Annotated in this window: 30 protein-coding genes; 11 read left to right on the top strand and 19 right to left on the bottom strand. The window is 56.2% G+C overall.

Translation table 11 applies throughout. The features are described from left to right. Positions 1–351, top strand: a 351-nt coding sequence (locus DD606_RS19045; protein WP_176691451.1) for a triphosphoribosyl-dephospho-CoA synthase, incomplete at its 5' end; no start/stop codon positions are given. 79 nt (positions 352–430) lie between these two features. On the opposite strand, the gene DD606_RS19040 is transcribed toward DD606_RS19045, so the two are convergent. The 4 genes from DD606_RS19040 to mutY form a co-directional block, all read right to left on the bottom strand. Further along, positions 431–1,687: a nucleoside permease gene (locus tag DD606_RS19040; protein ID WP_003862429.1), complete on the bottom strand. Its 1,257-nt coding sequence runs from the start codon at positions 1,685–1,687 to the stop codon at positions 431–433. Between the two features lie 291 nt (positions 1,688–1,978). Then, positions 1,979–3,055 (bottom strand): membrane-bound lytic murein transglycosylase MltC, encoded by a 1,077-nt coding sequence (gene mltC / locus DD606_RS19035; RefSeq protein ID WP_003862427.1) that lies wholly within the window; start codon positions 3,053–3,055, stop codon positions 1,979–1,981. A 124-nt stretch (positions 3,056–3,179) separates the two neighbouring features. Next, complete coding sequence (locus tag DD606_RS19030) at positions 3,180–3,452, bottom strand: oxidative damage protection protein (protein ID WP_003862425.1); 273 nt, start codon at positions 3,450–3,452, stop codon at positions 3,180–3,182. 26 nt (positions 3,453–3,478) lie between these two features. Continuing rightward, entirely contained in the window at positions 3,479–4,531 is a 1,053-nt protein-coding gene (gene mutY / locus DD606_RS19025; RefSeq protein ID WP_023314826.1) for an A/G-specific adenine glycosylase, read from the bottom strand. Positions 4,532–4,675: 144 nt separating this feature from the next. Here mutY and trmB point away from each other — a divergent pair, with 144 nt between their 5' ends. The 3 genes from trmB to DD606_RS19010 are packed head-to-tail and all read left to right on the top strand — an operon-like array spanning position 4,676 to position 6,495. Then, the gene (gene trmB, locus DD606_RS19020) at positions 4,676–5,395 is read left to right on the top strand and encodes a tRNA (guanosine(46)-N7)-methyltransferase TrmB (protein WP_015571843.1); all 720 of its coding nucleotides are present in this window, start codon (positions 4,676–4,678) and stop codon (positions 5,393–5,395) included. Beyond that, on the top strand, positions 5,395–5,721 hold the full coding sequence (locus DD606_RS19015) for a YggL family protein (protein ID WP_129258983.1): 327 nt from the start codon (positions 5,395–5,397) through the stop codon (positions 5,719–5,721). The genes trmB and DD606_RS19015 overlap by 1 nt, the downstream gene beginning before the upstream one ends. A gap of 57 nt (positions 5,722–5,778) precedes the next feature. Further along, positions 5,779–6,495 carry a DUF2884 domain-containing protein gene (locus DD606_RS19010; protein WP_003862419.1) on the top strand — a complete coding sequence of 239 codons (717 nt, stop codon included), beginning with the start codon at positions 5,779–5,781 and terminating at the stop codon, positions 6,493–6,495. Between the two features lie 66 nt (positions 6,496–6,561). On the opposite strand, the gene DD606_RS19005 is transcribed toward DD606_RS19010, so the two are convergent. The 6 genes from DD606_RS19005 to DD606_RS18980 are packed head-to-tail and all read right to left on the bottom strand — an operon-like array spanning position 6,562 to position 10,301. After that, positions 6,562–6,924 (bottom strand): endonuclease domain-containing protein, encoded by a 363-nt coding sequence (locus DD606_RS19005; RefSeq protein ID WP_045337264.1) that lies wholly within the window; start codon positions 6,922–6,924, stop codon positions 6,562–6,564. Between the two features lie 56 nt (positions 6,925–6,980). Beyond that, entirely contained in the window at positions 6,981–8,129 is a 1,149-nt protein-coding gene (gene hemW, locus DD606_RS19000) for a radical SAM family heme chaperone HemW (RefSeq protein ID WP_003860019.1), read from the bottom strand. After that, on the bottom strand, positions 8,122–8,715 hold the full coding sequence (locus DD606_RS18995) for an XTP/dITP diphosphatase (protein ID WP_022651831.1): 594 nt from the start codon (positions 8,713–8,715) through the stop codon (positions 8,122–8,124). The genes hemW and DD606_RS18995 overlap by 8 nt, the downstream gene beginning before the upstream one ends. A 3-nt stretch (positions 8,716–8,718) precedes the next feature. After that, positions 8,719–9,015: a DUF167 family protein YggU gene (gene yggU / locus DD606_RS18990; protein WP_003860023.1), complete on the bottom strand. Its 297-nt coding sequence runs from the start codon at positions 9,013–9,015 to the stop codon at positions 8,719–8,721. Then, positions 9,012–9,578 carry a YggT family protein gene (locus tag DD606_RS18985; RefSeq protein WP_003860024.1) on the bottom strand — a complete coding sequence of 189 codons (567 nt, stop codon included), beginning with the start codon at positions 9,576–9,578 and terminating at the stop codon, positions 9,012–9,014. The genes yggU and DD606_RS18985 overlap by 4 nt, the downstream gene beginning before the upstream one ends. Before the next feature lie 21 nt (positions 9,579–9,599). Continuing rightward, positions 9,600–10,301 carry a YggS family pyridoxal phosphate-dependent enzyme gene (locus DD606_RS18980; protein WP_047053922.1) on the bottom strand — a complete coding sequence of 234 codons (702 nt, stop codon included), beginning with the start codon at positions 10,299–10,301 and terminating at the stop codon, positions 9,600–9,602. Positions 10,302–10,318: 17 nt separating this feature from the next. Here DD606_RS18980 and DD606_RS18975 point away from each other — a divergent pair, with 17 nt between their 5' ends. After that, positions 10,319–11,299 carry a type IV pilus twitching motility protein PilT gene (locus DD606_RS18975; RefSeq protein WP_109948520.1) on the top strand — a complete coding sequence of 327 codons (981 nt, stop codon included), beginning with the start codon at positions 10,319–10,321 and terminating at the stop codon, positions 11,297–11,299. A gap of 10 nt (positions 11,300–11,309) precedes the next feature. Here the strand turns inward: DD606_RS18975 and ruvX are convergent, their stop codons facing one another. The 8 genes from ruvX to metK all read right to left on the bottom strand — a co-directional run bounded on the left by ruvX (position 11,310) and on the right by metK (position 18,450). After that, complete coding sequence (ruvX, locus tag DD606_RS18970) at positions 11,310–11,726, bottom strand: Holliday junction resolvase RuvX (RefSeq protein WP_003860030.1); 417 nt, start codon at positions 11,724–11,726, stop codon at positions 11,310–11,312. Next, complete coding sequence (locus tag DD606_RS18965; RefSeq protein WP_003860031.1) at positions 11,726–12,286, bottom strand: YqgE/AlgH family protein; 561 nt, start codon at positions 12,284–12,286, stop codon at positions 11,726–11,728. Before DD606_RS18965 ends, ruvX begins: the two co-directional genes overlap by 1 nt. 74 nt (positions 12,287–12,360) lie before the next feature. Beyond that, complete coding sequence (gene gshB / locus DD606_RS18960; protein ID WP_003860032.1) at positions 12,361–13,308, bottom strand: glutathione synthase; 948 nt, start codon at positions 13,306–13,308, stop codon at positions 12,361–12,363. 31 nt (positions 13,309–13,339) lie between these two features. After that, complete coding sequence (gene rsmE / locus DD606_RS18955) at positions 13,340–14,071, bottom strand: 16S rRNA (uracil(1498)-N(3))-methyltransferase (protein ID WP_003860033.1); 732 nt, start codon at positions 14,069–14,071, stop codon at positions 13,340–13,342. A gap of 51 nt (positions 14,072–14,122) precedes the next feature. Then, complete coding sequence (gene endA, locus DD606_RS18950) at positions 14,123–14,830, bottom strand: deoxyribonuclease I (RefSeq protein WP_003860034.1); 708 nt, start codon at positions 14,828–14,830, stop codon at positions 14,123–14,125. 94 nt (positions 14,831–14,924) lie between these two features. Continuing rightward, positions 14,925–15,422 (bottom strand): SprT family zinc-dependent metalloprotease, encoded by a 498-nt coding sequence (locus DD606_RS18945; protein ID WP_003860035.1) that lies wholly within the window; start codon positions 15,420–15,422, stop codon positions 14,925–14,927. A gap of 58 nt (positions 15,423–15,480) precedes the next feature. After that, complete coding sequence (galP, locus tag DD606_RS18940) at positions 15,481–16,878, bottom strand: galactose/proton symporter (protein ID WP_015571832.1); 1,398 nt, start codon at positions 16,876–16,878, stop codon at positions 15,481–15,483. Between the two features lie 417 nt (positions 16,879–17,295). After that, the gene (gene metK, locus DD606_RS18935) at positions 17,296–18,450 is read right to left on the bottom strand and encodes a methionine adenosyltransferase (protein WP_003860037.1); all 1,155 of its coding nucleotides are present in this window, start codon (positions 18,448–18,450) and stop codon (positions 17,296–17,298) included. 660 nt (positions 18,451–19,110) lie between these two features. Here metK and yqgB point away from each other — a divergent pair. The 3 genes from yqgB to speB all read left to right on the top strand — a co-directional run bounded on the left by yqgB (position 19,111) and on the right by speB (position 22,357). Continuing rightward, positions 19,111–19,242, top strand: a complete 132-nt coding sequence (gene yqgB / locus DD606_RS18925; RefSeq protein ID WP_057979949.1) for an acid stress response protein YqgB — start codon at positions 19,111–19,113, stop codon at positions 19,240–19,242. 8 nt (positions 19,243–19,250) lie between these two features. Next, positions 19,251–21,227: a biosynthetic arginine decarboxylase gene (speA, locus tag DD606_RS18920; RefSeq protein WP_047654192.1), complete on the top strand. Its 1,977-nt coding sequence runs from the start codon at positions 19,251–19,253 to the stop codon at positions 21,225–21,227. 209 nt (positions 21,228–21,436) lie between these two features. Continuing rightward, positions 21,437–22,357, top strand: coding sequence for an agmatinase (gene speB / locus DD606_RS18915; protein ID WP_017382921.1), 921 nt, complete (start codon positions 21,437–21,439; stop codon positions 22,355–22,357). Between the two features lie 3 nt (positions 22,358–22,360). Here speB and DD606_RS18910 read toward each other — a convergent pair whose 3' ends face one another. Continuing rightward, positions 22,361–23,572: an MFS transporter gene (locus DD606_RS18910; RefSeq protein ID WP_059294389.1), complete on the bottom strand. Its 1,212-nt coding sequence runs from the start codon at positions 23,570–23,572 to the stop codon at positions 22,361–22,363. Between the two features lie 415 nt (positions 23,573–23,987). On the opposite strand from DD606_RS18910, the gene DD606_RS18905 reads away from it, so the two are divergent. From DD606_RS18905 to DD606_RS18895, 3 genes are all read left to right on the top strand, one after another. Beyond that, positions 23,988–24,311: a non-heme iron oxygenase ferredoxin subunit gene (locus tag DD606_RS18905; RefSeq protein WP_003860044.1), complete on the top strand. Its 324-nt coding sequence runs from the start codon at positions 23,988–23,990 to the stop codon at positions 24,309–24,311. Continuing rightward, the gene (locus DD606_RS18900; protein ID WP_022651826.1) at positions 24,308–24,616 is read left to right on the top strand and encodes a recombinase-like helix-turn-helix domain-containing protein; all 309 of its coding nucleotides are present in this window, start codon (positions 24,308–24,310) and stop codon (positions 24,614–24,616) included. Before DD606_RS18905 ends, DD606_RS18900 begins: the two co-directional genes overlap by 4 nt. 10 nt (positions 24,617–24,626) lie before the next feature. Then, the coding region (locus DD606_RS18895) for a Rieske 2Fe-2S domain-containing protein (protein WP_139158325.1) at positions 24,627–24,809 on the top strand (183 nt) is incomplete at its 3' end.

Raw genomic sequence — 24,809 nt, 5'->3', positions numbered from 1 at the left:
CAGGCAACGGCGGGGGAGCGGCAGTTTCAGCATTACGGCTTAACCGGGGCGCGAGGCGAGGCGGAGAGCGGCTTTGCGACGGTGCGTAAGGCGCTGGGGCAGTGGAACGGACAGTTGCTTCACGACCTGCTGTTGCGCCTGATGGCGGTCAATCAGGACAGTAATCTCGTGTCACGCGGCGGCATTCAGGGGCTGCGCTATGTTCAGGGCTACGCGCGGGAACTGCTGGCAAGTGGCTGGGATCGCGAGGCGTTGCTTAAGATGGATAAGGCACTGATTGAACGAAACCTGAGTCCGGGCGGCAGCGCGGATTTGCTGTCGGTGGGGTGGGTGCTGTCTGCTATAAAATAGCCGGGTGGCGGCTACGCCTTACCCGGCCTACGGTCTGGTTTTGTAGGCCCGGTAAGCGCAGCGCCACCGGGCACAACAATCAATGCGCGATCGGCTGCGCACCATTCGGCACGCGAACATGCTTGTACTTGAACAGCGCGATGAACGCGAAGAACAGCACCAGCGAGTACCCGGCGAAGATCAGCCACACCGGCTGCCAGTCTGTAATGCCGTTGGTGGTGTACATCTCAACCACTTTACCGCTTACCACGCCGCCCAGAATACAACCGAAGCCGTTGGTCATCATCAGGAACATGCCCTGCGCACTGGCGCGGATTTCAGGCTTCACCTCTTTTTCCACAAACACCGAGCCGGAGATGTTGAAGAAGTCGAAGGCACAGCCGTAAACAATCATCGACAGAACCAGCAGCACGGTGCCGAACGCGCTTGGGTCGCCATAGGCGAACAGACCGAAGCGCAACATCCAGGCGGCGATACTGATCAGCATGACGTTCTTGATACCGTAGCGGCTCAGGAAGAACGGGATGGTCAGGATGAACAGCGTCTCGGAGATCTGCGAGATGGACATCATCACCGACGCGTGTTCGACGATAAAGCTCCCGGCAAACAGCGGATCGTTATCGAAGCTGTGCAGGAAGGTATTACCGAACATGTTGGTGATTTGCAGTTCCGCGCCCAGCAGCATGGAGAAGATAAAGAAGATCGCCATGCGCTTGTTTTTAAACAGTGCGAAAGCGTCCAGGCCAAGCATGGTGCTCCAGCTCTGGTTTTTCTGCTGGTTAGACACCGGAATGGTGGGCAGCGTCAGGGTGAACAGCGCCAGCAGCACGGAGAGCGCGGCACCAATATACAGCTGCATATGGCTCAGCTCGAAGCCCGCGAAGCTCACGCCCCACATCGCCATGATAAAGCCGATGGTGCCCCAGATACGGATAGGCGGGAAGTCGGTGACGATATCCAGTCCGGCAGATTTCAGGCGGTAGTAGGAGATGGTGTTGATCAGGCCAAGCGTTGGCATATACGCCAGCGAGTTAAGCAGGATCACCATAAACATCGCCCCCGGCGTGGTCACTTCGGCCGCCATAAACAGCGTCCCCGCACCCACCAGATGGCAAAGCATGTATAGCCATTTCGCACTTAACCATTTATCCGCCACGATACCGAGCAGCGTTGGCATGAAAACAGCCGCAATGCCCAGCGAGCTGTAAACGGCACCGATCGACGCACCATCGAACTTGAGCGTCACAAACATATAGGAGCCGAGTGTAGTCAGCCAGCTACCCCACAGGCAGAACTGCAGAAACGACAAGATTTTAAGCTGCAGCTTAAGGTTCATGTTACTTTCCTCACAAGTGAGCGGGAGATATGTTGTTATAGGAACATTCAGGGTTGTTATTTGATGCAATTCTATCAGTTGGCAACGTTATGTTTTGTTACCTCCCGCAAAAAAATGCAATCCACATTAATTTGCAGTCTGGATTGTGATGCAAATAGCATTTTCGTATGGGTGGGGGGGATGAGTGCGGCCTGATGCCCCCTCACCCTAACCCTCTCCCCAAAGGGGAGAGGGAACTTGAACACCCTCTCCCCTTTGGGGAGAGGGCAGGGTGAGGGGTGGTGTTGGTTTTTAGCGGCGACGATAGTTCTTCTGCGCCGTATTCACCTTATACAGATAGCGGCGGGATTCCGCAGACGGGTGGCGGGTGGTGAGGGTAGCGTACACATCCCCCGGCGCCATGCTGTTGATGATGTTCGCGGCCTGCACTTTGTCATTCGAGAAGACGCGCAGCACGCTGCCCGCCCCGCCGTTGTAGGCGGTGATCACCGCATAGCGACGTGAGGTTGGGTTATCAATCCCGCCGAGATAGACATTGTTCAGCATCGCCAGATAGGCCGTGCCGGTATCAATGTTGCTCTGCGGGTCAAACAGGTAGCTGCGGCTCGGCGTGCCGGATTTCCCCTGCGCGCGGAACACGTCTTTACCGGCGCTGTGCTGCACAACCTGCATCAGCCCCAGCGCGTCGGAACGGCTTACCGCGTAGGGGTTGAACGAGGACTCGGTCTGCATAATCGCCAGGATCAGCGACTCATCCACGCCATACTTACGCGACGCCTGACGCACCATGCCCAGATACTTATGCGCACGTTTGTCGAGGTGGTTCGGCACCAGGTTGATGGTGACGCTGTAGATCACTTTCAGGCCGTTGGTACGGCTTTTCAGGCGCGTTTGCAGCAGGTAGTCGGCAAATTTCGTGGCGCGGCCTTCCCAGCGGATCGGCTGACCGGTCTGGTCAACGACCTGGCCATACAGGAACGGCTCTTTGGAGATGGTGATGTCATCGGCATCAGAGTAGAGGTCGATAGACCCCGGATCGTCGCCCATCAGCAGGGTTTTAATGATGGCCTGACGTAAATGCGCCGCAGGTTCAGTCCCCGCGATGGTTTCAACCGTAATCGTACCGTCATCAAAGTTGATGTGGCTACGGGTCTGATAGGCGTCGGTGTACTTAACGTAGTCCTTCGGTCCGGCAATAAGAACTTCGTTAAATCCCCATATGTTCTCGATGTTGTGGGCAAACTGCCCCATCAAAATGTCAAAACCGTTGGTGTCCTTGACCCAGGCTTCGTTGTATTCATCGCCTTTTTTGGAAGAACAAGACACAAGCAACGGCGCAACAAGGGCTAGCGCTAAAAGTTTTTTCATCATTCCGGGAGTGCGTGTTGTGTTTGCTTTGGGGTTGCTGTTGCCGGGTAGCGCTGCGCTTACCCGACCTACAAAACCGTAGGCCCGTGCAAGCGCAGCGCAGCCGGGCAGCAGCTGCGCGTTATTATTTTTCCGGTGGCGTATAGCCTTCGATGTGGACGTCTTTACCCTCGAACAGGAAGTTCACCATCTCCTGCTCCAGCAGTTTGCGGTGTTCCGGGTTCATCATGCTGAGCTTTTTCTCGTTGATCAGCATGGTCTGTTTTTTCTGCCACTGTCCCCAGGCTTCTTTGGAGATCTCGTTGTAAATGCGCTTACCCAGGTCGCCCGGGTAGAGCTGGAAATCCTGGCCTTCAGCGTCGCGCTGTAGGAAAGTACAAAAAATGGTTCTGGCCATACTCATTCCTCTTTGTCTTGCCGATGCTAAACCATTGCACCGACACGTAATTGCTGTAACAGGCGCTCCACGGGAGCCGCCAGCCCGACTGATGGCGGTTGCGCTAAGTTATACCAGAGAGCGGTGCCTTCATCCATGCACGACGTGAATGAGGACACGGGAAGCCACATCGGCACAATGTCCAGATGGAAATGGCTGAAGGTATGACGGAACGCGTTGAGTTGCGTCAGGGTTTCGGCCGCAATGCCGCGCTGTTCAAGCCATGCCCGAAGCGAGGCTTCATCCTCAAACTGTGGGAAGCAGTATAGACCACCCCACAGGCCACTCGGCGGGCGCTGAGCGAGAAACACCTCGTCGCCATGCTGCATCAGCAGCATGTACCCGGTGCGTTCAGGCAGCGTCTGCTTCGGTTTTTTCCCCGGATACTGCGCCCAGGTGTGGTTCGCATAGGCCACGCAGAGGTTGTTTACCGGGCAGAGTTCGCACTTCGGTTTTGAACGGGTACAGACCATCGCGCCCAGATCCATCATCGCCTGGTTAAAACGCTCCACCCCTTTCGCCGGAGTGACCGCTTCACTTATCTCCCACAGGCGTTTCTCAACCTCTTTCTTACCCGGCCAGCCATCTACGGCGTAGCAGCGTGCGAGCACGCGCTTGACGTTGCCGTCGAGAATAGGGAAATGTTTGCCTAAAGAGAGGGAGAGGATTGCGCCTGCGGTCGAACGCCCGACGCCGGGCAAATCCGCCACCTCGTCGAAGGTTTCCGGGAATTTACCGTTGTGGCGCGTCGCGACCTGCTGTGCGGCCTTGTGCAGGTTGCGCGCGCGGGCGTAATAGCCAAGCCCGGTCCACAGGTGCAGCACCTCGTCCAACGGGGCGTTCGCCAGATCGGTGACTGTCGGGAAGCGCGCCATAAAACGCTCGAAGTAAGGAATGACCGTCGCGACCTGCGTTTGTTGCAACATCACCTCGGAGAGCCATACTTTGTACGGCGTTTTTTCAATTTGCCAGGGCAGGGTTTTACGCCCGTATTTGTCGTACCAGTCCAGCACCTGGGCTGAAAATTGAGAGGCTTGCATGGTCATCGATTCGCTTAATCAGGGACGCAGATTGCAGCACAGCGTCAATCTGCTGTAAACCGGATCTTTCCCATGCTTGCATAGAAGCCTTAACTTTGGATAATGCCCGTTTCCCGAACATTCTCACAAGCAGACAACTCTTTTATGAAAAACGACGTCATTTCACCGGAATTTGATGAAAACGGTCGCCCGCTGCGCCGTATTCGCAGCTTTGTCCGCCGTCAGGGGCGCCTGACAAAAGGGCAGCAACACGCGCTGGACAACTACTGGCCGGTGATGGGCGTTGAGTTCAGCGAGCAACCGCTCGACTTCACCGACCTGTTTGGCCGCGACGCGCCAGTGACCCTGGAGATCGGCTTTGGTATGGGCACCTCGCTGGTCACTATGGCGAAAGCGCGCCCGGAGCAGAACTTCCTCGGTATTGAAGTACATTCGCCGGGCGTCGGCGCATGCCTGGCAACGGCCCATGAAGAGGGCGTTGAGAACCTGCGCGTCATGTGTCACGACGCGGTGGAAGTGCTGCACAAAATGATTCCTGACAATTCTTTGAACATGGTTCAGCTCTTTTTCCCTGACCCATGGCACAAAGCGCGTCATAATAAACGCCGTATCGTTCAGGCACCGTTTGCCGAGCTGGTGAAAAGTAAGCTCAAGCTGGGCGGCGTTTTCCACATGGCAACCGACTGGGAACCTTATGCGGAACATATGCTGGAAGTGATGTCGTCCCTGGACGGGTATAAAAATCAGTCTGAAAGCAACGACTACGTACCGCGTCCGGATTCACGTCCGGTGACAAAATTTGAACAGCGTGGCCATCGTCTTGGTCACGGCGTATGGGACTTAATGTTCGAGAGGGTGAAATAATGGCAAAGAATCGTAGCCGTCGTCTGCGTAAAAAGATGCACATCGAAGAATTCCAGGAAGTGGGTTTCTCCGTTGCCTGGCGTTTCCCGGAAGGCACCAGCGTTGAGCAGATCGATCAGGACGTTGATGCGTTCATCAACGAGGTGATCGAGCCAAACAAGCTGGCCTTCGACGGTAGCGGCTATCTGGCGTGGGAAGGTCTGATTTGCACCCAGGATGTGGGGAAATGCACCGAAGAGCATCAGGCGCTGGTACGCAAATGGCTTGAAGACCACAAACTGGAAGATGTCCGCGTTAGCGAACTTTTCGACGTTTGGTGGGACTAATAAAGCAAGAACGGGGCCAGCATTAGCTGGCCCATTTTGTCTGAGGGAGTGTTTAAGATGCGCAAAACGTTGCTGGCTGTTGCTTTACTGGCAATCGGATCCACCGCCCATGCGGAGTATAAATGTAGCGTCACCCCGCGTGATGACGTGGTGCTGAGTCCGCAAACCGTGCAGGTTAAGGGCGAGAATGGCAATCTGGTGATTACGCCGGATGGCAACGTGACCTTTAACGGCAAACCGCAAAACCTGACGGCCGCACAGCGCGAGCAGGCGATGGACTACCAGGCCGAGTTGCGTACCGCGCTGCCCTGGATCAACGATGGCGCGCTGACCCGCGTTGAAAAGAGCCGCGTGGCGCTGGATAAAATCATCACCAAAGAGGTGGGGGAGAGCAGCAATATGCGCACCCGCCTGACGAAGCTGGATAAGCAGCTGAAAGAGCAGATGAACCGTATTATCGAGACGCGCTCTGATGGCCTGACGTTCCACTATAAGGCGATCGATCAGGTGCGTGCCGACGGTCAGCAACTGGTGAACCAGGCGATGGGCGGCATTCTCCAGGACAGCATCAACGAGATGGGCGCCAAAGCGGTGCTGAAGGGTGGCGGTAATCCTTTGCAGGGTGTACTGGGTAGTCTGGGCGGACTGCAAACCTCGATTCAGAACGAGTGGAAGAATCAGGAAGCCGATTTCCAGCAGTTCGGCAAAGACGTGTGTAAGCGCGTGGTGTCGCTGGAAGACAGCCGGAAGGCGCTGGTGGGGACGTTGAAGTAATTCACTTAGCCCCTCACCCTAACCCTCTCCCCAAAGGGGCGAGGGGATGTTTGCCCCCTCTCCCTTTCAGGGAGAGGGCCGGGGTGAGGGTTGCAGCGCTTGCAGCGTTACAAGGATCCTTTCTAACACCGCCTCTTCGTTATTCCAGAGTTCGTTGTTCCAGAATCGAATGACGTGCCAGTCCTTATGGTTTAACCACAATGTCCTTTGTCGATCGTATTCCTGATTTTCATCATGTTGTCCGCCATCCAGCTCAACGGCCAGCCGAGCCGCGCAACAGGCGAAATCCAGAATGTAGTTACCTACCGGGTGCTGTCGGCGAAATTTATAATTTTCGAAACGGCGGCTGCGCAGTAAATACCAAAGCCGTCTTTCTTCCTGTGTCAGCTCGCGTCTGAGCTGCTTTGCGTATGAACGTATTGTTTCCATCCCCACACTCTGCCAGCCTTTCCCTCAGCCAGCAGAACGGGATGTAAAATCCTGAATCAGCCTTCAGGATTTTCAGCGAGGAACAACTCAAGAAGGGAGTTCAGGAACAGCTTGCCGTGCTCGGTGATCTGCCAGGACTCATCACACTCGGTCAGATACCCCTGCGCCAGCGCCTCGTCAATCTGCGGGCGAATCACTGACTCCGGCAGCCCGGTATAACGTGTAAATTCCGCGCGCGGAGCGGCTTCCAGCAGACGGAAGCGGTTCATAAAGAACTCAAACGGCTTATCCACCGCCTCGACGTCGTGCTGACGCTCCAGGTAGCGGCCTTCCATATACCCGCGCGGATGACGCGTTTTGGCGGTACGCAGAATGCGTCCGTCCGGGAAGGTCACCTTGCCGTGCGCACCGCAGCCAATTCCGAGATAGTCGCCAAAACGCCAGTAGTTCAGATTGTGCTGACACTGATAGCCCGGCTTCGCATACGCCGACGTTTCGTATTGCTGATATCCCGCCGCGGTCAAAAGCTGGTGGCCCTGCTCGAAGATATCCCACAGCGCGTCGTCGTCCGGCAGCACCGGCGGGCGCGAACCAAACAGGGTGTTCGGTTCAATGGTCAACTGATACCACGACAGATGCGGCGGGTTCAGTTCAATCGCCTGACGCAAATCGTCCAGCGCTTCTTCGAGCGACTGATCCGGCAGGCCGTGCATCAGGTCGAGGTTAAAGCTGCGCAGCCCAAGCCCCGTTGCCAGGTTTGCCGCGCGCTTTGCCTCTTCCGGGCCGTGAATGCGCCCCAGACGCTTCAGCTTTGGCTCGCTAAAGCTCTGCACGCCGATAGAGATACGGTTCACGCCCGCACGCTGGTACTCGACAAAACGGTCGGCCTCAACGGTGCCGGGGTTGGCTTCCATCGTAATTTCAGCATCCGCTGCCAGGTTCAGGCGTGCGCGCACACCGTCCAGCAGCGTCTGCATCGCCGGGCCTGAAAGCAGGCTCGGCGTACCGCCACCAATAAAAATGGTCTTCACTTCACGTCCCTGTGCGTACGGTACATCGGCATCCAGATCGGCCAGCAGATGCGCGACGTAATCATCGTGCGGCACTTCACCCTTCAGCGCGTGCGAGTTGAAATCACAGTACGGACATTTCTGCACGCACCATGGGATGTGAATATAAAGACTCAGAGGCGGCAAATTAGCCATTACGCAGTGCTTCCAGTAACAGTTTCAGGGCGCGTCCACGGTGGGAGATCGCGCTTTTCTCTTCGCGGGTGAGTTCCGCAGCGGTTTTGCCCTCGGTCGGGACAAAGAAAATCGGGTCGTAACCAAAGCCGCCGTTGCCCGCCGCTTCACGGGTGATCACGCCCGGCCAGCTGCCGTGGCAGACAATCGGCGTGGGATCTTCCGCGTGACGCATGTAGACCAGCACGCAGTGGAACTGCGCGGTACGCTGTTCGTCAGGAACGTCTTTCAGGGCCACAAGCAGCTTTTCCAGGTTCTGCTGGTCGGTGGCGTCCGGCCCGGAATAGCGGGCGGAGTAAATCCCCGGCGCACCGCCCAGAAAATCCACGGCCAGACCGGAATCATCGGCAATCGCGGGCAGGCCGGTTACCTGCGCCGCATGGCGCGCTTTCAGAATGGCGTTTTCGATAAACGTCAGGCCGGTCTCTTCGGCGGAGTCCACGCCCAGCTCGGTCTGAGCCACCACGTCCAGCCCAAAATCATTTAATAGCGAGGCCAGCTCGCGCACTTTACCGGCGTTACCGGTGGCGAGAACAACTTTCTGCATGGTTTAGTCCTGTTCTGTCAGAGCCGCGACTTCCGTCGGGATAGATTGCGGGTTAAGGATTTTTACCTGTTTATGCCGGCCAAGTTCACCTTTCTCAATGATGACCTGGCTTTTAGCGACGCGAAACTGTTTAGCCAGATATTTGGTCAGATGCGCATTCGCCTGGCCGTCAACCGGCGGGGCAGTGATGGCGACTTTTAGCTCGTCGCCATGCAGCCCAACAATACTGTCGCGGCTGGCTTTCGGCTGAATGTACAGCCGTAAAACCAGCCCGTCGGCGCAGGGGCTAACTGCACTCATAACGCCATCCACAGCCCCGGCAGCAGCATATTACCCGTCGCCTGTAACAGTTCCGCGATACCCATATTCAGTACGTACAGCAGCAGAACGAGAAGCATCGGCGAGAAGTCGATTCCGCCCATCGCAGGCAGCAGGCTACGAATTGGACGCAGCAACGGTTCTGTCAGCTGAATCAACGCGTACTCCACCGGGCTACGGCCCCGGCTTACCCAGCTCATGATCGCCATCACCAGCAGGACCCAGAAGATCAGCGAGCCGACGGTTTTAACCAGGATCAGAACGGCTGAAATCCAGATAATCGGCTGGAAAGTGATGACCATAAACAGCACGATCGCTTTGATAACGCTCAGAATAAACGCCATCAGCAGAGATGAACTGTCAATCGGCCCCATTGCCGGAATGATGCGGCGAAGCGGCCCCACAATGGGCTGCGTGATTTTCACGATAAATTGTGAGAATGGATTGTAAAAATCACAACGGGCCCACTGCATCCAGACGCGCAACAGCAGCGCCATCGTATACAGTTCAATGACCGTTGAAAGCAGGAAAGTCAACGTCTTCATGGCGTTCCTCAGGTTTCCTTATTATTGGGGGTAATCGCGCGCACCGAAAATTGCCGTGCCGATGCGCACCATGGTGCTGCCTGCCGCGATGGCGGCTTCCATATCATCCGACATGCCCAGAGAAAGCGTGTCTACCGTGTCATAGCGCGCTTTAAGCGCCTCAAATGCTACAGCCATTTGCTGTGCTACGGCAAACTGCCTTTCATAACTTGACTCTGGCGCCGGGATAGCCATCAGCCCGCGCAGGATTAAGCGCGGCAGCGCCGCCACGTCCGCCGCCAGCGCATCCAGTTCGCTCAGCGTAATGCCGGACTTGCTGTTTTCATCGCTGATGTTGATTTGAATTAGCACGTTAAGCGCTGGCATCTCAATAGGGCGCTGGTCGCTCAAACGGGTAGCGATACGCAGACGATCGATGGTGTGACACCAGTCGAAGTGCTCTGCTACCAGACGGCTTTTGTTCGACTGTAGCGGACCGATAAAGTGCCATTGCAGGTCTGCATTTCCCCGTTCCCGGAAAGCGAGAATCTTATCTACGCCTTCCTGCACATAGTTTTCACCAAAGGCACGATGACCGGCGGCTATCGCTTCTGCGATGGCGCTCGCAGGCTTGGTTTTGCTGACTGCAAGCAACGTAATTTCTTCTGGAGCACGGCCGCAACGCGTTGCCGCGGCTGAGATTTTGTCCCGGACCTGTGCCAGGTTATGCGCAATGTCGTTCATTTTCCGAGGAGTTGTCTATGGATGTGGAAGAAATTGTGGCCCTTAGTGTAAAGCATAACGTCTCCGATCTACACCTGTGCAGTGATTCACCACCGCGCTGGCGCAGGTCAGGCCGTCTTGAACCTGCGCCGTTTCCGCCCCCGGATGTGGAGGCGTTATTAAAAGCGTGGCTCAATGACGAACAGCAGGGCGCCTGGTGGGCAAACGGGCAGGTGGATTTTGCCGTTACCCTCACAGGCGGTCAGCGGCTGCGCGGCAGTGCGTTTAAGCATATGCACGGCGTTTCGATCGCGCTGCGCCTGTTGCCGCTGACGTGCCCGCAGCTCTCTGCATTAGGCGTGCCGCGCGCGATCCCGGAGCTTTTGTCCAATGACAATGGCCTGATTCTGGTCACCGGCGCCACCGGCAGCGGGAAATCGACCACTCTGGCCGCGATGGTCGATTTTCTCAATCACCAGACGGACGGGCACATTCTGACCCTTGAAGATCCGGTGGAGTTTATGTACCAGAGTGAACGTTGCCTCATCCGGCAGCGGGAGATAGGCCAGCACAGCCCGTCCTTTGCCGAGGCGCTGCGCAGCGCGCTGCGTGAAGATCCGGATGTGATTCTGCTTGGTGAGCTGCGCGACAGCGAGACGATACGCCTGGCGCTGACGGCGGCGGAAACCGGCCATCTGGTGTTGGCCACGCTGCACACGCGCGGTGCGGCGCAGGCGATCGAGCGCCTGGTCGATACCTTTCCGGCGCAGGAGAAAGATCCGGTGCGTAATCAGCTGGCGGGAAGCCTGCGTGCGGTTCTGGCGCAGAAGCTGCGTCAGGATGTCCAGGGCGGGCGCGTGGCGCTGTATGAGCTGCTGGTGAATACCTCGGCGGCGGCAAACTTGATCCGCGAAGGCAAAACCTGGCAACTGCCGGGCATTATTCAAACGGGGCAGCAGGCGGGGATGCAGAACTTTGAGCAGAGTCTGGCGGAGCGACGGGCGCAGGGGCGGCTGTAGGCCCCGGCGCTCAGTAACCCTGGTCGAAATAGCTTTCGAGGATAATGACGGCTGAAGCTGAATCCACGCTGCCTTTGTTCAACGCCCGGAAGCCACCGTGCTCGAACAGGCCAGCGCGTGCCTCGACGGTGCTCAAACGTTCATCGTGCAGCTTAACGGAGACACCAAAGCGGCCATGGATTTTGTTCGCGAACTTGCGCGCGCGGGCGGTAAGCGGCTGCTCGGTGCCGTCCATGTTCAGCGGCAGACCGACAATCACGTCGTCCGGCTGCCACTCTTTGAGCAAGCGCTCAATAAGGTTCCAGTCCGGCGTGCCGTCGTTAGCTTTCAGCGCAGTGAGCGGGCGAGCGGTGCCGGTGATCCGTTGACCCACAGCGACGCCGATGCTTTTGGTGCCGAAGTCGAAGGCGAGAAGGGTGCCGCTCATTACGCGTGCCCCGCAACGCCAGGCATGGTCAGAATATCAATGCCAATCAGTTTTGCCGCGTCACGCCAGCGATCGGCGATAGGGGTTTTAAACAGGATATTCATATCCGCAGGGGCCGTCAGCCAGGCGTTATCCAGAATTTCTTGTTCCAGCTGCCCTTTTTCCCAGGAGGCGTAACCGAGCGCAACCAGCACCTCAGAAGGCTGACTGGCAGTGCCCAGCGTTTCAAGCACATCGCGAGAGGTGGTGACGACGGTGTTATCGGAGATACGAATGCTGGACGAGAAAACCGGCGGGGTATGCAGGATAAAACCACGATCTTCTGCAAGCGGGCCGCCGAGCATCACCGGTTTATCAAGACGGATTTCCGGCAGCCGCGCTTCAGCAGGGATTTTCAGCTTGTCCAGAATCCCTTCAACCTGAAGGTTTTCCAGCGGCTTATTGATGATAATCCCCATCGCGCCGTCTTCGTTGTATTCACAAATATAGACCACGGCGCGGCGGAAAATCGGATCCTGGAGAGCAGGCATGGCAATAAGAAAGTGATGCTGTAAATTCATTGTCAGAGGTACTGTTTCCTGGTTTAAAAAGCGACAGCGCCCAGTATGGGGATAAACACAGGCGCTGTCACAGGTTATTTCTGTAAACGTTTTTCGATAGCGTCCATCAGCATTCCGGTGATCGAGATCGGGAATTCCGCTTCGATTTCACGAATGCAGGTTGGGCTGGTGACGTTCACTTCGGTCAGACGATCGCCGATGATATCGAGGCCAACGAAGATCAGGCCTTTGGCTTTAAGCGTAGGGCCGACGCGGCGGGCAATTTCCCAGTCGCTTTCGCTTAACGGACGCGGTTCGCCACGGCCGCCAGCCGCCAGGTTGCCACGGGTTTCCCCTCCCTGCGGAATACGCGCCAGGCAGTAAGGCACCGGCTCGCCGTCTACGACCAGCACACGCTTGTCGCCGTCTTTAATGGCTGGCAGATAGTTCTGTGCCATACAGTAGCGGGTTCCCAGCTCGGTCAGCGTTTCGGCAATCACGCCAATGTTCGGATCGCCTTCTTTCACCCGGAAGATCGACGCGCCGCCCATGCCGTCCAGCGGTTTCATGATGATGTCGCCGTGCTTCTGCCAGAATTCTTTCAGCTGCGTTTTGCTGCGGGTGACGAGCGTTTCCGGCGTCAGGTCAGAGAACCATGCGGTATAGAGCTTCTCGTTGCAGTCGCGCAGGCTCTGCGGCTTGTTGACGATCAGCGTGCCTTTCTCTTCGGCACGCTCAAGGATATAGGTGGAATAAATGTATTCGGTGTCGAACGGCGGATCTTTACGCATCAGGATGACGTTGAGGTCGGCCAGGGCAATATCCTGCTCGGTACCGAATTCGTACCATTTTTCGTAGTTCTGCTCGACGTTAACGATGCGGGTGCGTGCGCGGGCTTCACCGTTGATCAGGTAAAGATCGTTCATCTCCATGTAGTGGAGTTCATAGCCGCGACGCTGCGCTTCCAGCAGCATAGCGAAGCTGGAGTCTTTCTTGATGTTAATGTTTGCGATGGGGTCCATCACGATGCCGAGCTTAATCATCTTCTTCTCCGGTTATGGGTCAGGCTTTGCTTCAACCCAGATCGCCAAATCGCACCTGTAGCGCGGTAATGGCGGTGAGTGCCGTTGTCTCAGTGCGCAGAACGCGAGGTCCCAACAGAATATCAGTAAACTGGTAACGCGCCGTCATGGCAATTTCGTCAGCCGACAGGCCGCCTTCCGGGCCAATCAGCAGGCGTACACGCTCAACGGGCAGCGGCAGCGTATTGATGCTGGCGCTGGCGCGCGGATGAAGATTGAGCTTAAGCCCGCTTTCCTCTTCTGCACACCAGTCCTCCAGATCCATCGCCGGGCGGATCTCCGGGATACGATTGCGGCCGCTCTGTTCGCAGGCCGCAATGGCAATTTTTTGCCACTGCTGGATCTTTTTGTTCAGACGTTCCGCATCCAGTTTAACGCCGCAGCGCTCAGAAAAAAGTGGCGTAATGAGGCTTACACCCAGTTCAATGGATTTCTGAATGGTGAACTCCATCTTTTCCCCACGCGACATCACCTGGCCCAGGTGAATGTGCAGCGGCGATTCCCGGTCATCCACGTCGCCACGCAGCACCTTCACGTGCACGCTTTTTTTATCGGCGCGCGTAATTTCAGCGTCGAAAATCTGATTAGAGCCGTCAAAGAGCTGAATCGCCTGGCCTGCACCCATGCGCAGCACGCGGCCTACATGGTTTGCGGCATCATCAGACAGGGCGATTTCGCCGCCTGGGGTAATCAGTTCAGGGTGATAGATGCGAGGGATGCGCATAGTCAGAAATTCCATGTGTCATGCGATATAAGCGAATTGCCGTAGTGTAGGTTAGCTCTTTTGCGCCTGGCAAGCCCGCTGGACGTAAGGGTTGTGATTCCCCTGGACTTTGGCGATACGTTCGTCGCGCTGGCATTCCCAGTCCGTCACCGGGTAGAGCTTGTCCCAGGCATTGAAGAGCTGCGTCTGCTGGCGGGAAAGATTGAGATCGTAGCGGTCGCGCATATAGAAATAAGTGCGGGCGATGCTACCGCGCGCGCGGGCAGGCGGTTCGGCGACTTTCTCTTTGAAATCGACCTTCATGGCGCACTGACCGTACTGGCCTTCGCCACCGTTCCACTGGCTGTACATGAAGTTTCCGCGGTCGCCATTGACCTCACCCACGGCGGGTTGCAGGTTGTGCATATCGCTTTCCATCTGGCGGTAGACCGGATCTTTTGCGCAATTTTTACGTCCACCGTCCTGCCAGCACTGGCGCTGGTGGCCAAACTGCCAGGCCGGAACGACGTGTTCCCATTCGATTCGGCTGGCGCGGTTCTCGTTCTTGCGCACCTTATAGCCGCAGGATCCCAGATCCACGACCCCTTTCTTACCCTGCCAGTTAATTTTACAGCCGCAGTAGAAATCACCCGGTACGTCGGCGTTAATCTTTACGCCTGCGGTTTTTGCCTGAGAGAAACTGTGAATACCGTCGGCCAGAGCATGGCCGGAGAGCGCTGTCGCCAGAAAAGCGACCGCGAGAGAAACATTACGGGACATCTTACACTCCGTGTCAAAACGAGCCCGCAACGTAACGAATGTTGTTCCCGTATGCAATCAGTCAGATCAGGAAAGTTCCTGAAAGTTCGCGTGATTATTCCGCAACCAGCGGTTCGCCGCATTTAACGCAGCGGTAGGTCGCCTCGCCCCGCACTACGCGGTTATGGCGGCGGACGGTAAGCTGGTGCTGCTGGCACTGGCAGCGGTAGGGGAAGGTATTGCGGCGTACCGATTCCAGCTCGAACTGATGGGTGCGACGGGCCGGAACGCCGAGCACCGCCTCCATCATCCACTTCCACTCTTTGCCGTGCGGCGCGACGCGGCCAAAGTGCTTCCACACCAGCAGATGCGCCAGCTCGTGCGGCACCACTTCTTCGATAAACGCCTGCTGATTTTCCATCATCAATACCGGGTTGAGGCGGATCTCATACGATTCCAGCCAGGCGGTACCTGCCGCGGTGCCACGCTGCTGATAGACCAGCTTCGGTTCAGGATAATTGCGGCCGAGCTTCAGGTTGGCCTGGGCGAGTTTTTCCCGCAGGCTGCGCATAACGGCTTGCTGAATGGCGATGGGGAGACGGGGTGCTTTCATAGGGGCAGAGCATAAAGCGGGAAGCGGGGAGGCGCAAGAGGCGCCTCCCGCAGGAGGATCAGTCGTGTGCGCCGATTTCGCGCAGAGGACGACCTTTCATCAGGTTACGTTCAATGTGTTCCAGTGAAACATGTTTGGTTTCAGGAACCAGCCAGATAGTGAGAACAATAAAGAACAGGTTCAGACCGGCGTAGACCCAGAAGGTGTTGGCATTACCCAGAGTATTAAGCATGGTCAGGAACGTTGCGCCGACGATCATGTTGGCAATCCAGTTGGTCGCGGTAGAGCAGGTGATGCCAAAATCACGTCCTTTCAGCGGCTGGATCTCAGAGCACAGCACCCAAATCAGCGGACCGGCGCTCATCGCAAACCCAATGATAAACATCAGCAGCATCGCCACGGCGAAGTACTGTGCCGTTGGGGAGTGAATGCCCATGTGCATCATGGTACCCAGCACGCCCATCCCGACGGCCATCACCAGGAAGCCCAGCGTCAGGGTTGGCTTACGTCCCCAGCGGTCCACCAGGCCGATAGCGATAAAGGTCGCCAGCACGTTGGTCAGGCCGACGATCACGGTGCCCCACATCTGCTCGGTGGTGTTGGTGTAGCCCGCCAGTTCGAAGATTTTCGGCGCGTAATACATGATGACGTTCATCCCGGTGAACTGTTGCATGATCTGTAACAGCACGCCGAGGAACACCGCGCGGCGGAAGTTGCTGTTCTCTTTGAACAGCGCCCAGCCGGACTGTTTGACCTTCAGGCTTTCGCGGATCTCTTCCAGCTCGTTTTTGGCTTCGGCGCTGGTATCACGCAGGCGTAAGAGCACGCGTTCGGCATCATGGAAGCGGCGTTTGGCGGCGAACCAGCGCGGACTGTCCGGCAGGAAGAAGACGCCAATCAGCAGCAGGATGGCAGGAATGATGATGACGCCCAGCATCCAGCGCCATGCGCCGCTGTAGCTGAAGGCGGTATCGGAGAGATAAGCCCCCAGAATACCGATAGTGATCATCAGCTGATACATGGAAATCATGCTGCCGCGGATTTTTTCCGGAGCGATTTCAGACAGGTACAGCGGGGCAGTATAAGACGCCACGCCCACTGCCAGACCGAGCAGCACGCGGGAGATGATCAGCACTTCAACATTAGGCGCAGCGGCAGAGAACAGTGAGCCGGCAACGAACAGGATCGCGCCAATCATCAGGCTCTTTTTACGCCCGAGCTTAAAGGAGAGCCAGCCGCTGCCGACCGCGCCGACGGCGGCACCGAACATCATGGAGCTAACCACCCATTCCTGAGTGTGTGCGCTAATCTGGAACTCATCGGTGATGAAAGGTAATGCACCGGCAATTACGCCAATATCCAGGCCAAAGAGTAATCCTGCCAGAGCGGCGAGGAAGCAGACGAAGAACGTCATTGCCTTATTGGACGTACGCCCCTGTTTATTATTGTCAGGCATTATGCCCTCCAGTTGGGTTATCAGTTTTTACGATATAAAGAGTAGGTGAGCGGCTCATAAAAATATGTGAGTCAAATCACAACGGTGTAATCGGTTACACTGGCTTGTAACCGTAAAAATAATTAAAGCTTTGAAAATATAGAGGTAAATTAATTGATGTGCATCGCGTTTGCACAAATTTCAGACTTAACTGAAAGGGAATGTAACAGCAGAAGAAATGCGATCATGCAAAGAGAATATTCTGAAAGCGGGGTATAGAGAGTGAGGTGTAAACGGTTCCAAACATTGCCGGGTGGCTACTAGCGCCTTACCCGGCCTACAAAAACTCACTACCCGTAGGTCGGGTAAGGCATAGCCGCCACCCGACATAAAAAAGGCCAGCACAAAGGCTGGCCTTTTTAAGCTGCTGGCAGTCGATTATTTCAGACCGGCAGCATCACGCAGCAGGGCGGCTTTGTCGGTTTTTTCCCATGGGAAATGTTCGCGACCAAAGTGACCGTACGCTGCAGTTTCCTGGTAGATTGGGTGCAGCAGATCCAGCATCTGAATCAGACCGTATGGACGCAGGTCGAAGAACTCACGCACCAGCAGGGTCAGCTGTTCAGAAGGCACTTTTTCAGTACCGAAGGTTTCCACCATGATGGAGGTTGGCTCAGCCACGCCGATGGCGTAGGAAACCTGAATTTCACAGCGGTCAGCCAGACCGGCAGCAACGATGTTTTTCGCCACATAACGTGCAGCGTACGCGGCAGAACGGTCAACTTTAGACGGATCTTTACCGGAGAATGCGCCGCCGCCGTGACGTGCCATGCCGCCGTAGGTATCTACGATGATTTTACGACCGGTCAGACCGCAGTCACCCATTGGGCCGCCGATAACAAAGCGTCCGGTTGGGTTGATGAAGAATTTGGTCGCAGAGCTCAGCCATTCAGTTGGCAGAACCGGCTTGATGATCTCTTCCATCACCGCTTCTTGCAGGGATTTCTGGTCAATCTCTTCAGCATGCTGCGTGGAAAGAACCACGGCATCGATACCGACGATTTTCCCGTCGTCATACTGGAAGGTCACCTGGCTTTTCGCATCCGGACGCAGCCACGGCAGGGTGCCGTTTTTACGTACTTCAGCCTGACGCTGCACCAGACGGTGTGCGTAGGTCACCGGCGCTGGCATCAGCACGTCGGTTTCGTTGGTTGCGTAGCCGAACATCAGGCCCTGGTCGCCCGCGCCCTGTTCCAGCGGATCGGCACGGTCAACGCCCTGGTTGATGTCCGGAGACTGTTTGCCAATCGCGCTCAGTACGGCGCAGGAGTTGGCATCAAAGCCCATATCAGAATGTACATAGCCGATCTCACGCACCGTGTTACGGGTGATCTCTTCGATATCAACCCATGCGCTGGTGGTGATCTCACCGCCAACCAGAACCATGCCGGTTTTGACATAGGTTTCACACGCTACGCGCGCCTTTGGATCCTGCGCGAGGATCGCATCCAGCACCGCATCGGAGATTTGGTCAGCAATTTTATCAGGATGTCCTTCTGATACGGACTCGGACGTAAACAGGTGTTTTGCCATGTTTTATTTCACCTAAGAGGAATTTGGTTAGCTCAAGCTGCTGTGTGGAATAGCCATAGGAGATAATTCTACCAAGGCCTACAGGATTTTGACACTGGCAGTCTGAGTGTTAATCGGTATGGATGGATTAACATCTGGACGTCTATTTTAGGTCACTTCTTCACCCGATTTCCAGTTTTTTTTGACTCACCTCTCATTGCGTTGAAAACACGGCTGGAAATTTTTCCTGACGACGCTGGCAACCTGCGCATTTTTGTTTTGCTTTTTAGCGACCTTCTCGGTATAAAACGCGGCGCGCGGCTCATATAAAATAAGCGCTCGATGAACGCATCGTGTCGCCACTTCCAGCCGGGTTAAGCAGTGAACTTTTAGCTTTGGCTTGTGGTCCGTTTCAGCAGAAGCGGCCGTGGAGGTGATACCAGATAATGAACCATCGTTTTCCGCTCATTCAGCGCAGCCGTTCTGGCGCGCATTTGATTCCCACCCGCACTTCTGGTCTAAACACCTGCCGATGTTATACCCATCTCGGTGCTTCTCAGGATTCCAGAGCCGGTCACGCTTTGTGAAAACTGAACAAGGGCGCTCTTGTTAATACAGGAGTTTTCTCGTGGTTTCGCCGAACCTTGTCATACAGAGTTCGGATACGTGTTTTACAATGATATGAATAAGAAACCGGTCGCACGGTCTGGATTTCAGCATACTCTGCTGGGAAATGGAGCCGTTAATGGGTTGTTATCGCCGTATAACGCTGCGATAGTAGTCAACTGTTTTACACTTAATACAAAGAGTTGAGGTTCGCTATGTCTGACGACATGTCTTCGCTTTCGCCTTCGTCAGCAGGCGAACAGGGTGTACTACGTTCTATGCAGGAGGTTGCGATGAGCTCCGAGGAAGCCAGCAAGATGCTGCGCACTTACAATATTGCCTGGTGGGGCAATAACTACTACGACGTTAACGAGCTGGGCCACATCAGTGTCTGCCCGGATCCGGACGTCCCGGAAGCGCGCGTGGATCTCGCTAAACTGGTGAAAACCCGTGAAGCGCAGGGTCAGCGCTTGCCTGCACTGTTCTGCTTCCCGCAGATCCTGCAACATCGCCTGCGTTCTATTAACGCCGCGTTCAAACGCGCGCGGGAATCGTATGGTTATAACGGCGACTATTTCCTCGTTTACCCGATCAAGGTCAACCAGCACCGTCGCGTGATTGAGTCCCTGATCCACTCCGGCGAGCCGCTGGGCCTGGAAGCAGGCTCTAAAGCGGAGCTGATGGCGGTTCTGGCGCACGCGGGCATGACCCGGTCGGTGATCGTCTGTAACGGCTATAAAGATCGCGAATACATTCGTCTGGCGCTGATTGGCGAGAAGATGGGCCACAAGGTCTATCTGGTGATCGAGAAGATGACCGAAATCGCGATCGTGCTGGAAGAGGCCGAGCGTCTGAACGTGATCCCGCGCCTTGGCGTGCGTGCGCGACTGGCGTCGCAGGGTTCCGGTAAATGGCAGTCTTCCGGCGGTGAAAAATCCAAGTTCGGCCTCGCGGCGAACCAGGTGCTTCAGCTGGTGGAAATTCTGCGCGAGCGCGGTCGTCTGGACAGCATTCAGCTGCTGCACTTCCACCTCGGCTCGCAGATGGCCAACATTCGCGACATCGCCACCGGCGTGCGTGAATCGGCACGTTTCTACGTTGAGCTGCATAAGCTCGGCGTGAATATTCAGTGCTTTGACGTGGGCGGCGGCCTGGGCGTGGACTACGAAGGGACCCGCTCGCAGTCTGACTGTTCGGTAAACTATGGCCTGAACGAATATGCCAACAACATCATCTGGGCGATTGGCGATGCCTGCGAAGAGCACGGCCTGCCGCACCCGACGGTGATCACCGAATCCGGCCGCGCGGTCACGGCGCACCATACGGTACTGGTCTCTAACATCATTGGCGTTGAGCGTAGCGAAATCACCGAAGCCACGCCTCCGGCAGACGATGCCCCACGTTCCCTGCAAAGCATGTGGGAAACCTGGCAGGAGATGCACGAGCCGGGCACGCGTCGTTCCCTGCGCGAATGGCTGCACGACAGCCAGATGGACCTGCACGATATTCACGTCGGCTACTCGTCAGGCACATTCAGCCTGCAAGAGCGCGCGTGGGCCGAGCAGCTCTACCTGAATATGTGCCACGAAGTGCAGAAACAGCTCGACCCGAGCAACCGCGCGCACCGTCCGATTATCGACGAGTTGCAGGAGCGTATGGCGGACAAAATGTACGTCAACTTCTCCCTGTTCCAGTCGATGCCGGATGCCTGGGGTATCGACCAGCTGTTCCCGGTTCTGCCGCTGGAAGGGCTGAACCACGCCCCGGAACGCCGCGCCGTGCTGCTGGACATCACCTGTGACTCTGACGGCGCGATTGACCATTACGTCGACGGCGACGGTATTGCGACCACTATGCCAATGCCGGAGTACGATCCGGAGAACCCACCAATGCTGGGCTTCTTTATGGTGGGGGCGTATCAGGAGATCCTCGGCAACATGCACAACCTGTTCGGTGATACCGAAGCGGTTGACGTGTTTGTCTTCCCTGACGGCAGCGTGGAGGTTGAGCTGTCCGACGAAGGGGACACCGTGGCGGACATGCTCGAATACGTTCAGCTGGATCCGAAAAAACTGCTCACCCAGTTCCGCGATCAGGTGAAAAACACCGGTCTGGACGACGCGTTACAGCAGCAGTTCCTGGAAGAGTTTGAAGCGGGTCTGTACGGGTACACCTACCTGGAAGATGAGTAGGTAAACTCCCTCTCCCGGTGGGAGAGGGGCGGGGTGAGGGCAACAGACCGCACAATGCCCTATACTCACTTGAACCCGTATGAATTAACGGCGATAATTCGCCCCAATTAGCGATTTACGAATCAATCCCTTCCTCGTCGGGTTTAACGACGCGGAGGGGATTTTTTTTCATCTGTTTTTAATGTATCGACTTTATAAGAGGTCAGGACATGAGCACTTTAGGTCATCAGTACGATAACTCTCTGGTATCTAACGCGTTTGGTTTTTTACGCCTTCCGATGAACTTCCAGCCGTACGACAGCGATGCGGACTGGGTGATCACCGGCGTACCGTTCGACATGGCAACGTCCGGTCGCGCGGGTGGTCGTCATGGTCCGGCGGCGATCCGTCAGGTTTCCACTAACCTGGCCTGGGAGCACAACCGCTTCCCGTGGAACTTCGACATGCGCGAGCGCCTGAACGTGGTGGACTGCGGCGATCTGGTGTACGCCTTCGGCGACGCGCGTGAGATGAGCGAAAAATTGCAGGCACACGCCGAGAAGCTGCTGGCGGCCGGTAAACGCATGCTCTCCTTCGGCGGTGACCACTTCGTGACCCTGCCGCTGCTGCGCGCCCACGCGAAGCACTTCGGTAAAATGGCGCTGGTGCACTTCGATGCGCACACCGACACCTACGCGAACGGCTGCGAGTTCGACCACGGCACCATGTTCTACACCGCGCCGAAGGAAGGCCTGATCGATCCGAACCACTCGGTGCAGATCGGCATCCGCACCGAGTTTGACAAAGACAACGGCTTCACCGTACTCGACGCGGGCCAGGTGAACGATCGCGGCGTGGACGATATTCTGGCTCAGGTTAAGCAGATCGTCGGCGACATGCCTGTCTATCTGACCTTCGACATCGACTGCCTGGATCCGGCATTCGCACCGGGTACCGGTACGCCGGTGATCGGCGGCCTGACATCAGACCGCGCCATCAAGCTGGTGCGCGGCCTGAAGGATCTGAACATCGTCGGGATGGACGTGGTGGAAGTGGCTCCGGCCTATGACCAGTCCGAGATCACCGCGCTGGCCGCGGCGACCCTGGCGCTGGAAATGCTCTATATCCAGGCGGCGAAAAAAGGCGAATAAGCCTTACGCGCTGATTGCTGCTGCGCGCCGCATGCGCAGCAGCAACATTCCCCCGGCAAGCAGGGTGACAACCTGCGAGACGACCAGCACCGAAAAGCCTGAACTGACCGACCCCACCGATCTCATCACCATCCCCATCAGCAGCGGAATAAACGCCGCGCAGATATTGCCGATCCCATTGATTATGCCGTAAGCGCTGCCCACCGCTTCCCGCGCGGCGTGATGCTGGATCACCGCCGGAATAGCCGCCCCCTGTAGCCCCCAGAAGACATTAGCCGAAAGCATAAACAGCGCCAGCCAGGCAGGCTGATGGCTGAGCATCAGCGCGACCACGGACAGCGCCGTCATCGCCCCGCCCGCCACAAACAGCATCGGTGCCTGTTCCGGACGCATTTTGTCGAGCAGCACGCCGCCCAGAAACTTTGACCCCAGGCTGAGCAGGAAGGGGATCGCCGCAAGCCAGCCCGTGGCATGCAGCGAGAAATGATGCTCGTCACGCAGCCACGCGGGCAGCCAGGCGCTGCTCCCCCAGAGATAGCTCAGGGTGGCGATTTCAACCACCATGATCCAGCCCAGCAGCGGCGTCTGCCAGGCCAGCGTGAAGGTGTGGACAAACCCCGGTTTTTTCGCGGTCGGGAGCTTGCGCGGCGCGGGCAGAAAACGCCAGATTAAGCTGCCCCCGAGGAGAAGGTTGATTGCCGCCAGTGCATAAAACGATCCGGCCCAGCCCAGATGCGACATCAGCCAGGTCACCAGCGGAAAGCCCACGGCCAGCCCGAGCGAGACGCCCAGCGCGGTCACGGCGTTGGGTTTACCGATCTCTTGCGCGCTAAAGTTATCGCTGATAAAGCGCGTTTTCAGCGAAAATAGCGGACCCTCCGCGATCCCCAGAATCACGCGGGCGATGAGCATTCCCGTCAGCGAGCCGAGCAAAGGCGAAACCGCGCAGACCGCGGCCCAAATCGCAATGCTGCTTAATAATCCCTGCCGATAATGAAGTTTGCTTTCAATAACCGGCGTTAATAATAGAGCGGAAAAACCATAACCCAGAAGAAAGCAGGTCATGAGCATACCCTGTAACATTCTGTTTTCATTTAACTGAAAATGTTCGGCAAATTCCGGGTTTAAAATCATTACCGAGATATTTACCCGATCGACGTACGAAATAATAATGAGTAATAAAAGCGCAATCGTGCCTTGCCATCTTGCCGTCATCATGTCCGCCTTACGTTTTTTGTAACTTATATTTTTCATCAATGTGATTGTCACGGAGCTAAAATGGTTCACCTGTGAAACTCTTTGTTTAGTAAAGATAAATTAAAAATGAGTTTCACAGGTGAAACGCGAAAGAGGTGACGTTCATTTATTTTTAAAGAGTAAAAAGAAAGGAAGTCAATATCTTTTATTCAAAATAAGAGGCCATTAAAAAAACGTATTTCTCACGCTGCAATAATGAAAATTTCATATCGCTGCATTTTTTCGTGATCCCTTGCACACTTAGTTAATTAATTGCTGATCGATTAACAAATTCGTCACATTGTCGCTTGACGAAACATTCATCGCTTTTATATTGACCGTATTAAATAAGAAACAGAGTTTCATATATGAAACAAAAGCCTGGAGGATCGTGATGAGCTGGATAGGCGTATGTGACGCAGAGCAAGTACAGGAAGATTTCCCTTTTAGCGGCAACGTCGACGGTAAAGAGATCGGCGTTTACCTGATCGACGGTGAATATTACGCGCTGGAGGACGTATGCCCGCACGCCTATGCCCTGCTGAGTCAGGGCTTCGTGGAAGACGGCAAGGTGGAATGCCCGCTGCACGAGGCGGTATTCGACGTCAAAACCGGTCAGTGCCTGCACGGCCCCGGCGGGCGCAACCTCAACCGCTACCCGGTTCGGGTCTTTGAAAACCAGATTCAGATTACCTTCGTCGAGGAGACCGTGGCATGAGCGACACCCTGAACTTCAACCCGGCGCTGCCGGAAAGCCGCCAGTTTACCCCACCGGCAGAGGGCGGTAATGGCGCCATTCATAAGCCGGGTGATTACACCAACCTGATCTGGCAAACCCGCAGCCGCGAGCCGGAAAGCTGGGAAGTGAAGCTGATTGCGACGCTGGAAGATCTCTTCGAGCAGGGCGTTGAAACCTTGCCGGAGCTGGTAAGCGGGCTGAACGCGGTGCGCATGCACGACCAGCAGGGCGAGCCGTGGAGCGACGCCAGCTTCCAGGCATTCTTACAGGTTAACGGCTACTGAGGGCAACGCGATGACGACGACCGTACAACATTATCTGGATAAAGGCCTGCGTGGCCTCTGGTATCCGGTGCTGGCGAGCTGGGAAGTGCAGTCTGCGCCGGTGGGCATCACCCGCCTGGGCGAGCAGATTGTGGTCTGGCGCAATAAAGATGGCCAGGTGCAGGCGCTGGAGGACCGCTGCCCGCACCGCGGC

The sequence above is a fragment of the Enterobacter cloacae complex sp. GF14B genome, assembly GCF_004136805.1.
In the GTDB taxonomy this organism is placed as follows: domain Bacteria; phylum Pseudomonadota; class Gammaproteobacteria; order Enterobacterales; family Enterobacteriaceae; genus Enterobacter; species Enterobacter hormaechei_C.
Note: the sequence above shows the minus strand (reverse complement) of the source record. Positions and strands in the feature narration are given on the sequence as shown.

Coding starts and splice junctions, on each gene's coding strand:
- DD606_RS19040 (WP_003862429.1), bottom strand. CDS start 1,687: ATGAACCTTAAGCTGCAGCTTAAAATCTTGTCGTTTCTGCAGTTCTGC.
- mltC (WP_003862427.1), bottom strand. CDS start 3,055: ATGAAAAAACTTTTAGCGCTAGCCCTTGTTGCGCCGTTGCTTGTGTCT.
- DD606_RS19030 (WP_003862425.1), bottom strand. CDS start 3,452: ATGGCCAGAACCATTTTTTGTACTTTCCTACAGCGCGACGCTGAAGGC.
- mutY (WP_023314826.1), bottom strand. CDS start 4,531: ATGCAAGCCTCTCAATTTTCAGCCCAGGTGCTGGACTGGTACGACAAA.
- trmB (WP_015571843.1), top strand. CDS start 4,676: ATGAAAAACGACGTCATTTCACCGGAATTTGATGAAAACGGTCGCCCG.
- DD606_RS19015 (WP_129258983.1), top strand. CDS start 5,395: ATGGCAAAGAATCGTAGCCGTCGTCTGCGTAAAAAGATGCACATCGAA.
- DD606_RS19010 (WP_003862419.1), top strand. CDS start 5,779: ATGCGCAAAACGTTGCTGGCTGTTGCTTTACTGGCAATCGGATCCACC.
- DD606_RS19005 (WP_045337264.1), bottom strand. CDS start 6,924: ATGGAAACAATACGTTCATACGCAAAGCAGCTCAGACGCGAGCTGACA.
- hemW (WP_003860019.1), bottom strand. CDS start 8,129: ATGGCTAATTTGCCGCCTCTGAGTCTTTATATTCACATCCCATGGTGC.
- DD606_RS18995 (WP_022651831.1), bottom strand. CDS start 8,715: ATGCAGAAAGTTGTTCTCGCCACCGGTAACGCCGGTAAAGTGCGCGAG.
- yggU (WP_003860023.1), bottom strand. CDS start 9,015: ATGAGTGCAGTTAGCCCCTGCGCCGACGGGCTGGTTTTACGGCTGTAC.
- DD606_RS18985 (WP_003860024.1), bottom strand. CDS start 9,578: ATGAAGACGTTGACTTTCCTGCTTTCAACGGTCATTGAACTGTATACG.
- DD606_RS18980 (WP_047053922.1), bottom strand. CDS start 10,301: ATGAACGACATTGCGCATAACCTGGCACAGGTCCGGGACAAAATCTCA.
- DD606_RS18975 (WP_109948520.1), top strand. CDS start 10,319: ATGGATGTGGAAGAAATTGTGGCCCTTAGTGTAAAGCATAACGTCTCC.
- ruvX (WP_003860030.1), bottom strand. CDS start 11,726: ATGAGCGGCACCCTTCTCGCCTTCGACTTCGGCACCAAAAGCATCGGC.
- DD606_RS18965 (WP_003860031.1), bottom strand. CDS start 12,286: ATGAATTTACAGCATCACTTTCTTATTGCCATGCCTGCTCTCCAGGAT.
- gshB (WP_003860032.1), bottom strand. CDS start 13,308: ATGATTAAGCTCGGCATCGTGATGGACCCCATCGCAAACATTAACATC.
- rsmE (WP_003860033.1), bottom strand. CDS start 14,071: ATGCGCATCCCTCGCATCTATCACCCTGAACTGATTACCCCAGGCGGC.
- endA (WP_003860034.1), bottom strand. CDS start 14,830: ATGTCCCGTAATGTTTCTCTCGCGGTCGCTTTTCTGGCGACAGCGCTC.
- DD606_RS18945 (WP_003860035.1), bottom strand. CDS start 15,422: ATGAAAGCACCCCGTCTCCCCATCGCCATTCAGCAAGCCGTTATGCGC.
- galP (WP_015571832.1), bottom strand. CDS start 16,878: ATGCCTGACAATAATAAACAGGGGCGTACGTCCAATAAGGCAATGACG.
- metK (WP_003860037.1), bottom strand. CDS start 18,450: ATGGCAAAACACCTGTTTACGTCCGAGTCCGTATCAGAAGGACATCCT.
- yqgB (WP_057979949.1), top strand. CDS start 19,111: ATGAATAAGAAACCGGTCGCACGGTCTGGATTTCAGCATACTCTGCTG.
- speA (WP_047654192.1), top strand. CDS start 19,251: ATGTCTGACGACATGTCTTCGCTTTCGCCTTCGTCAGCAGGCGAACAG.
- speB (WP_017382921.1), top strand. CDS start 21,437: ATGAGCACTTTAGGTCATCAGTACGATAACTCTCTGGTATCTAACGCG.
- DD606_RS18910 (WP_059294389.1), bottom strand. CDS start 23,572: ATGACGGCAAGATGGCAAGGCACGATTGCGCTTTTATTACTCATTATT.
- DD606_RS18905 (WP_003860044.1), top strand. CDS start 23,988: ATGAGCTGGATAGGCGTATGTGACGCAGAGCAAGTACAGGAAGATTTC.
- DD606_RS18900 (WP_022651826.1), top strand. CDS start 24,308: ATGAGCGACACCCTGAACTTCAACCCGGCGCTGCCGGAAAGCCGCCAG.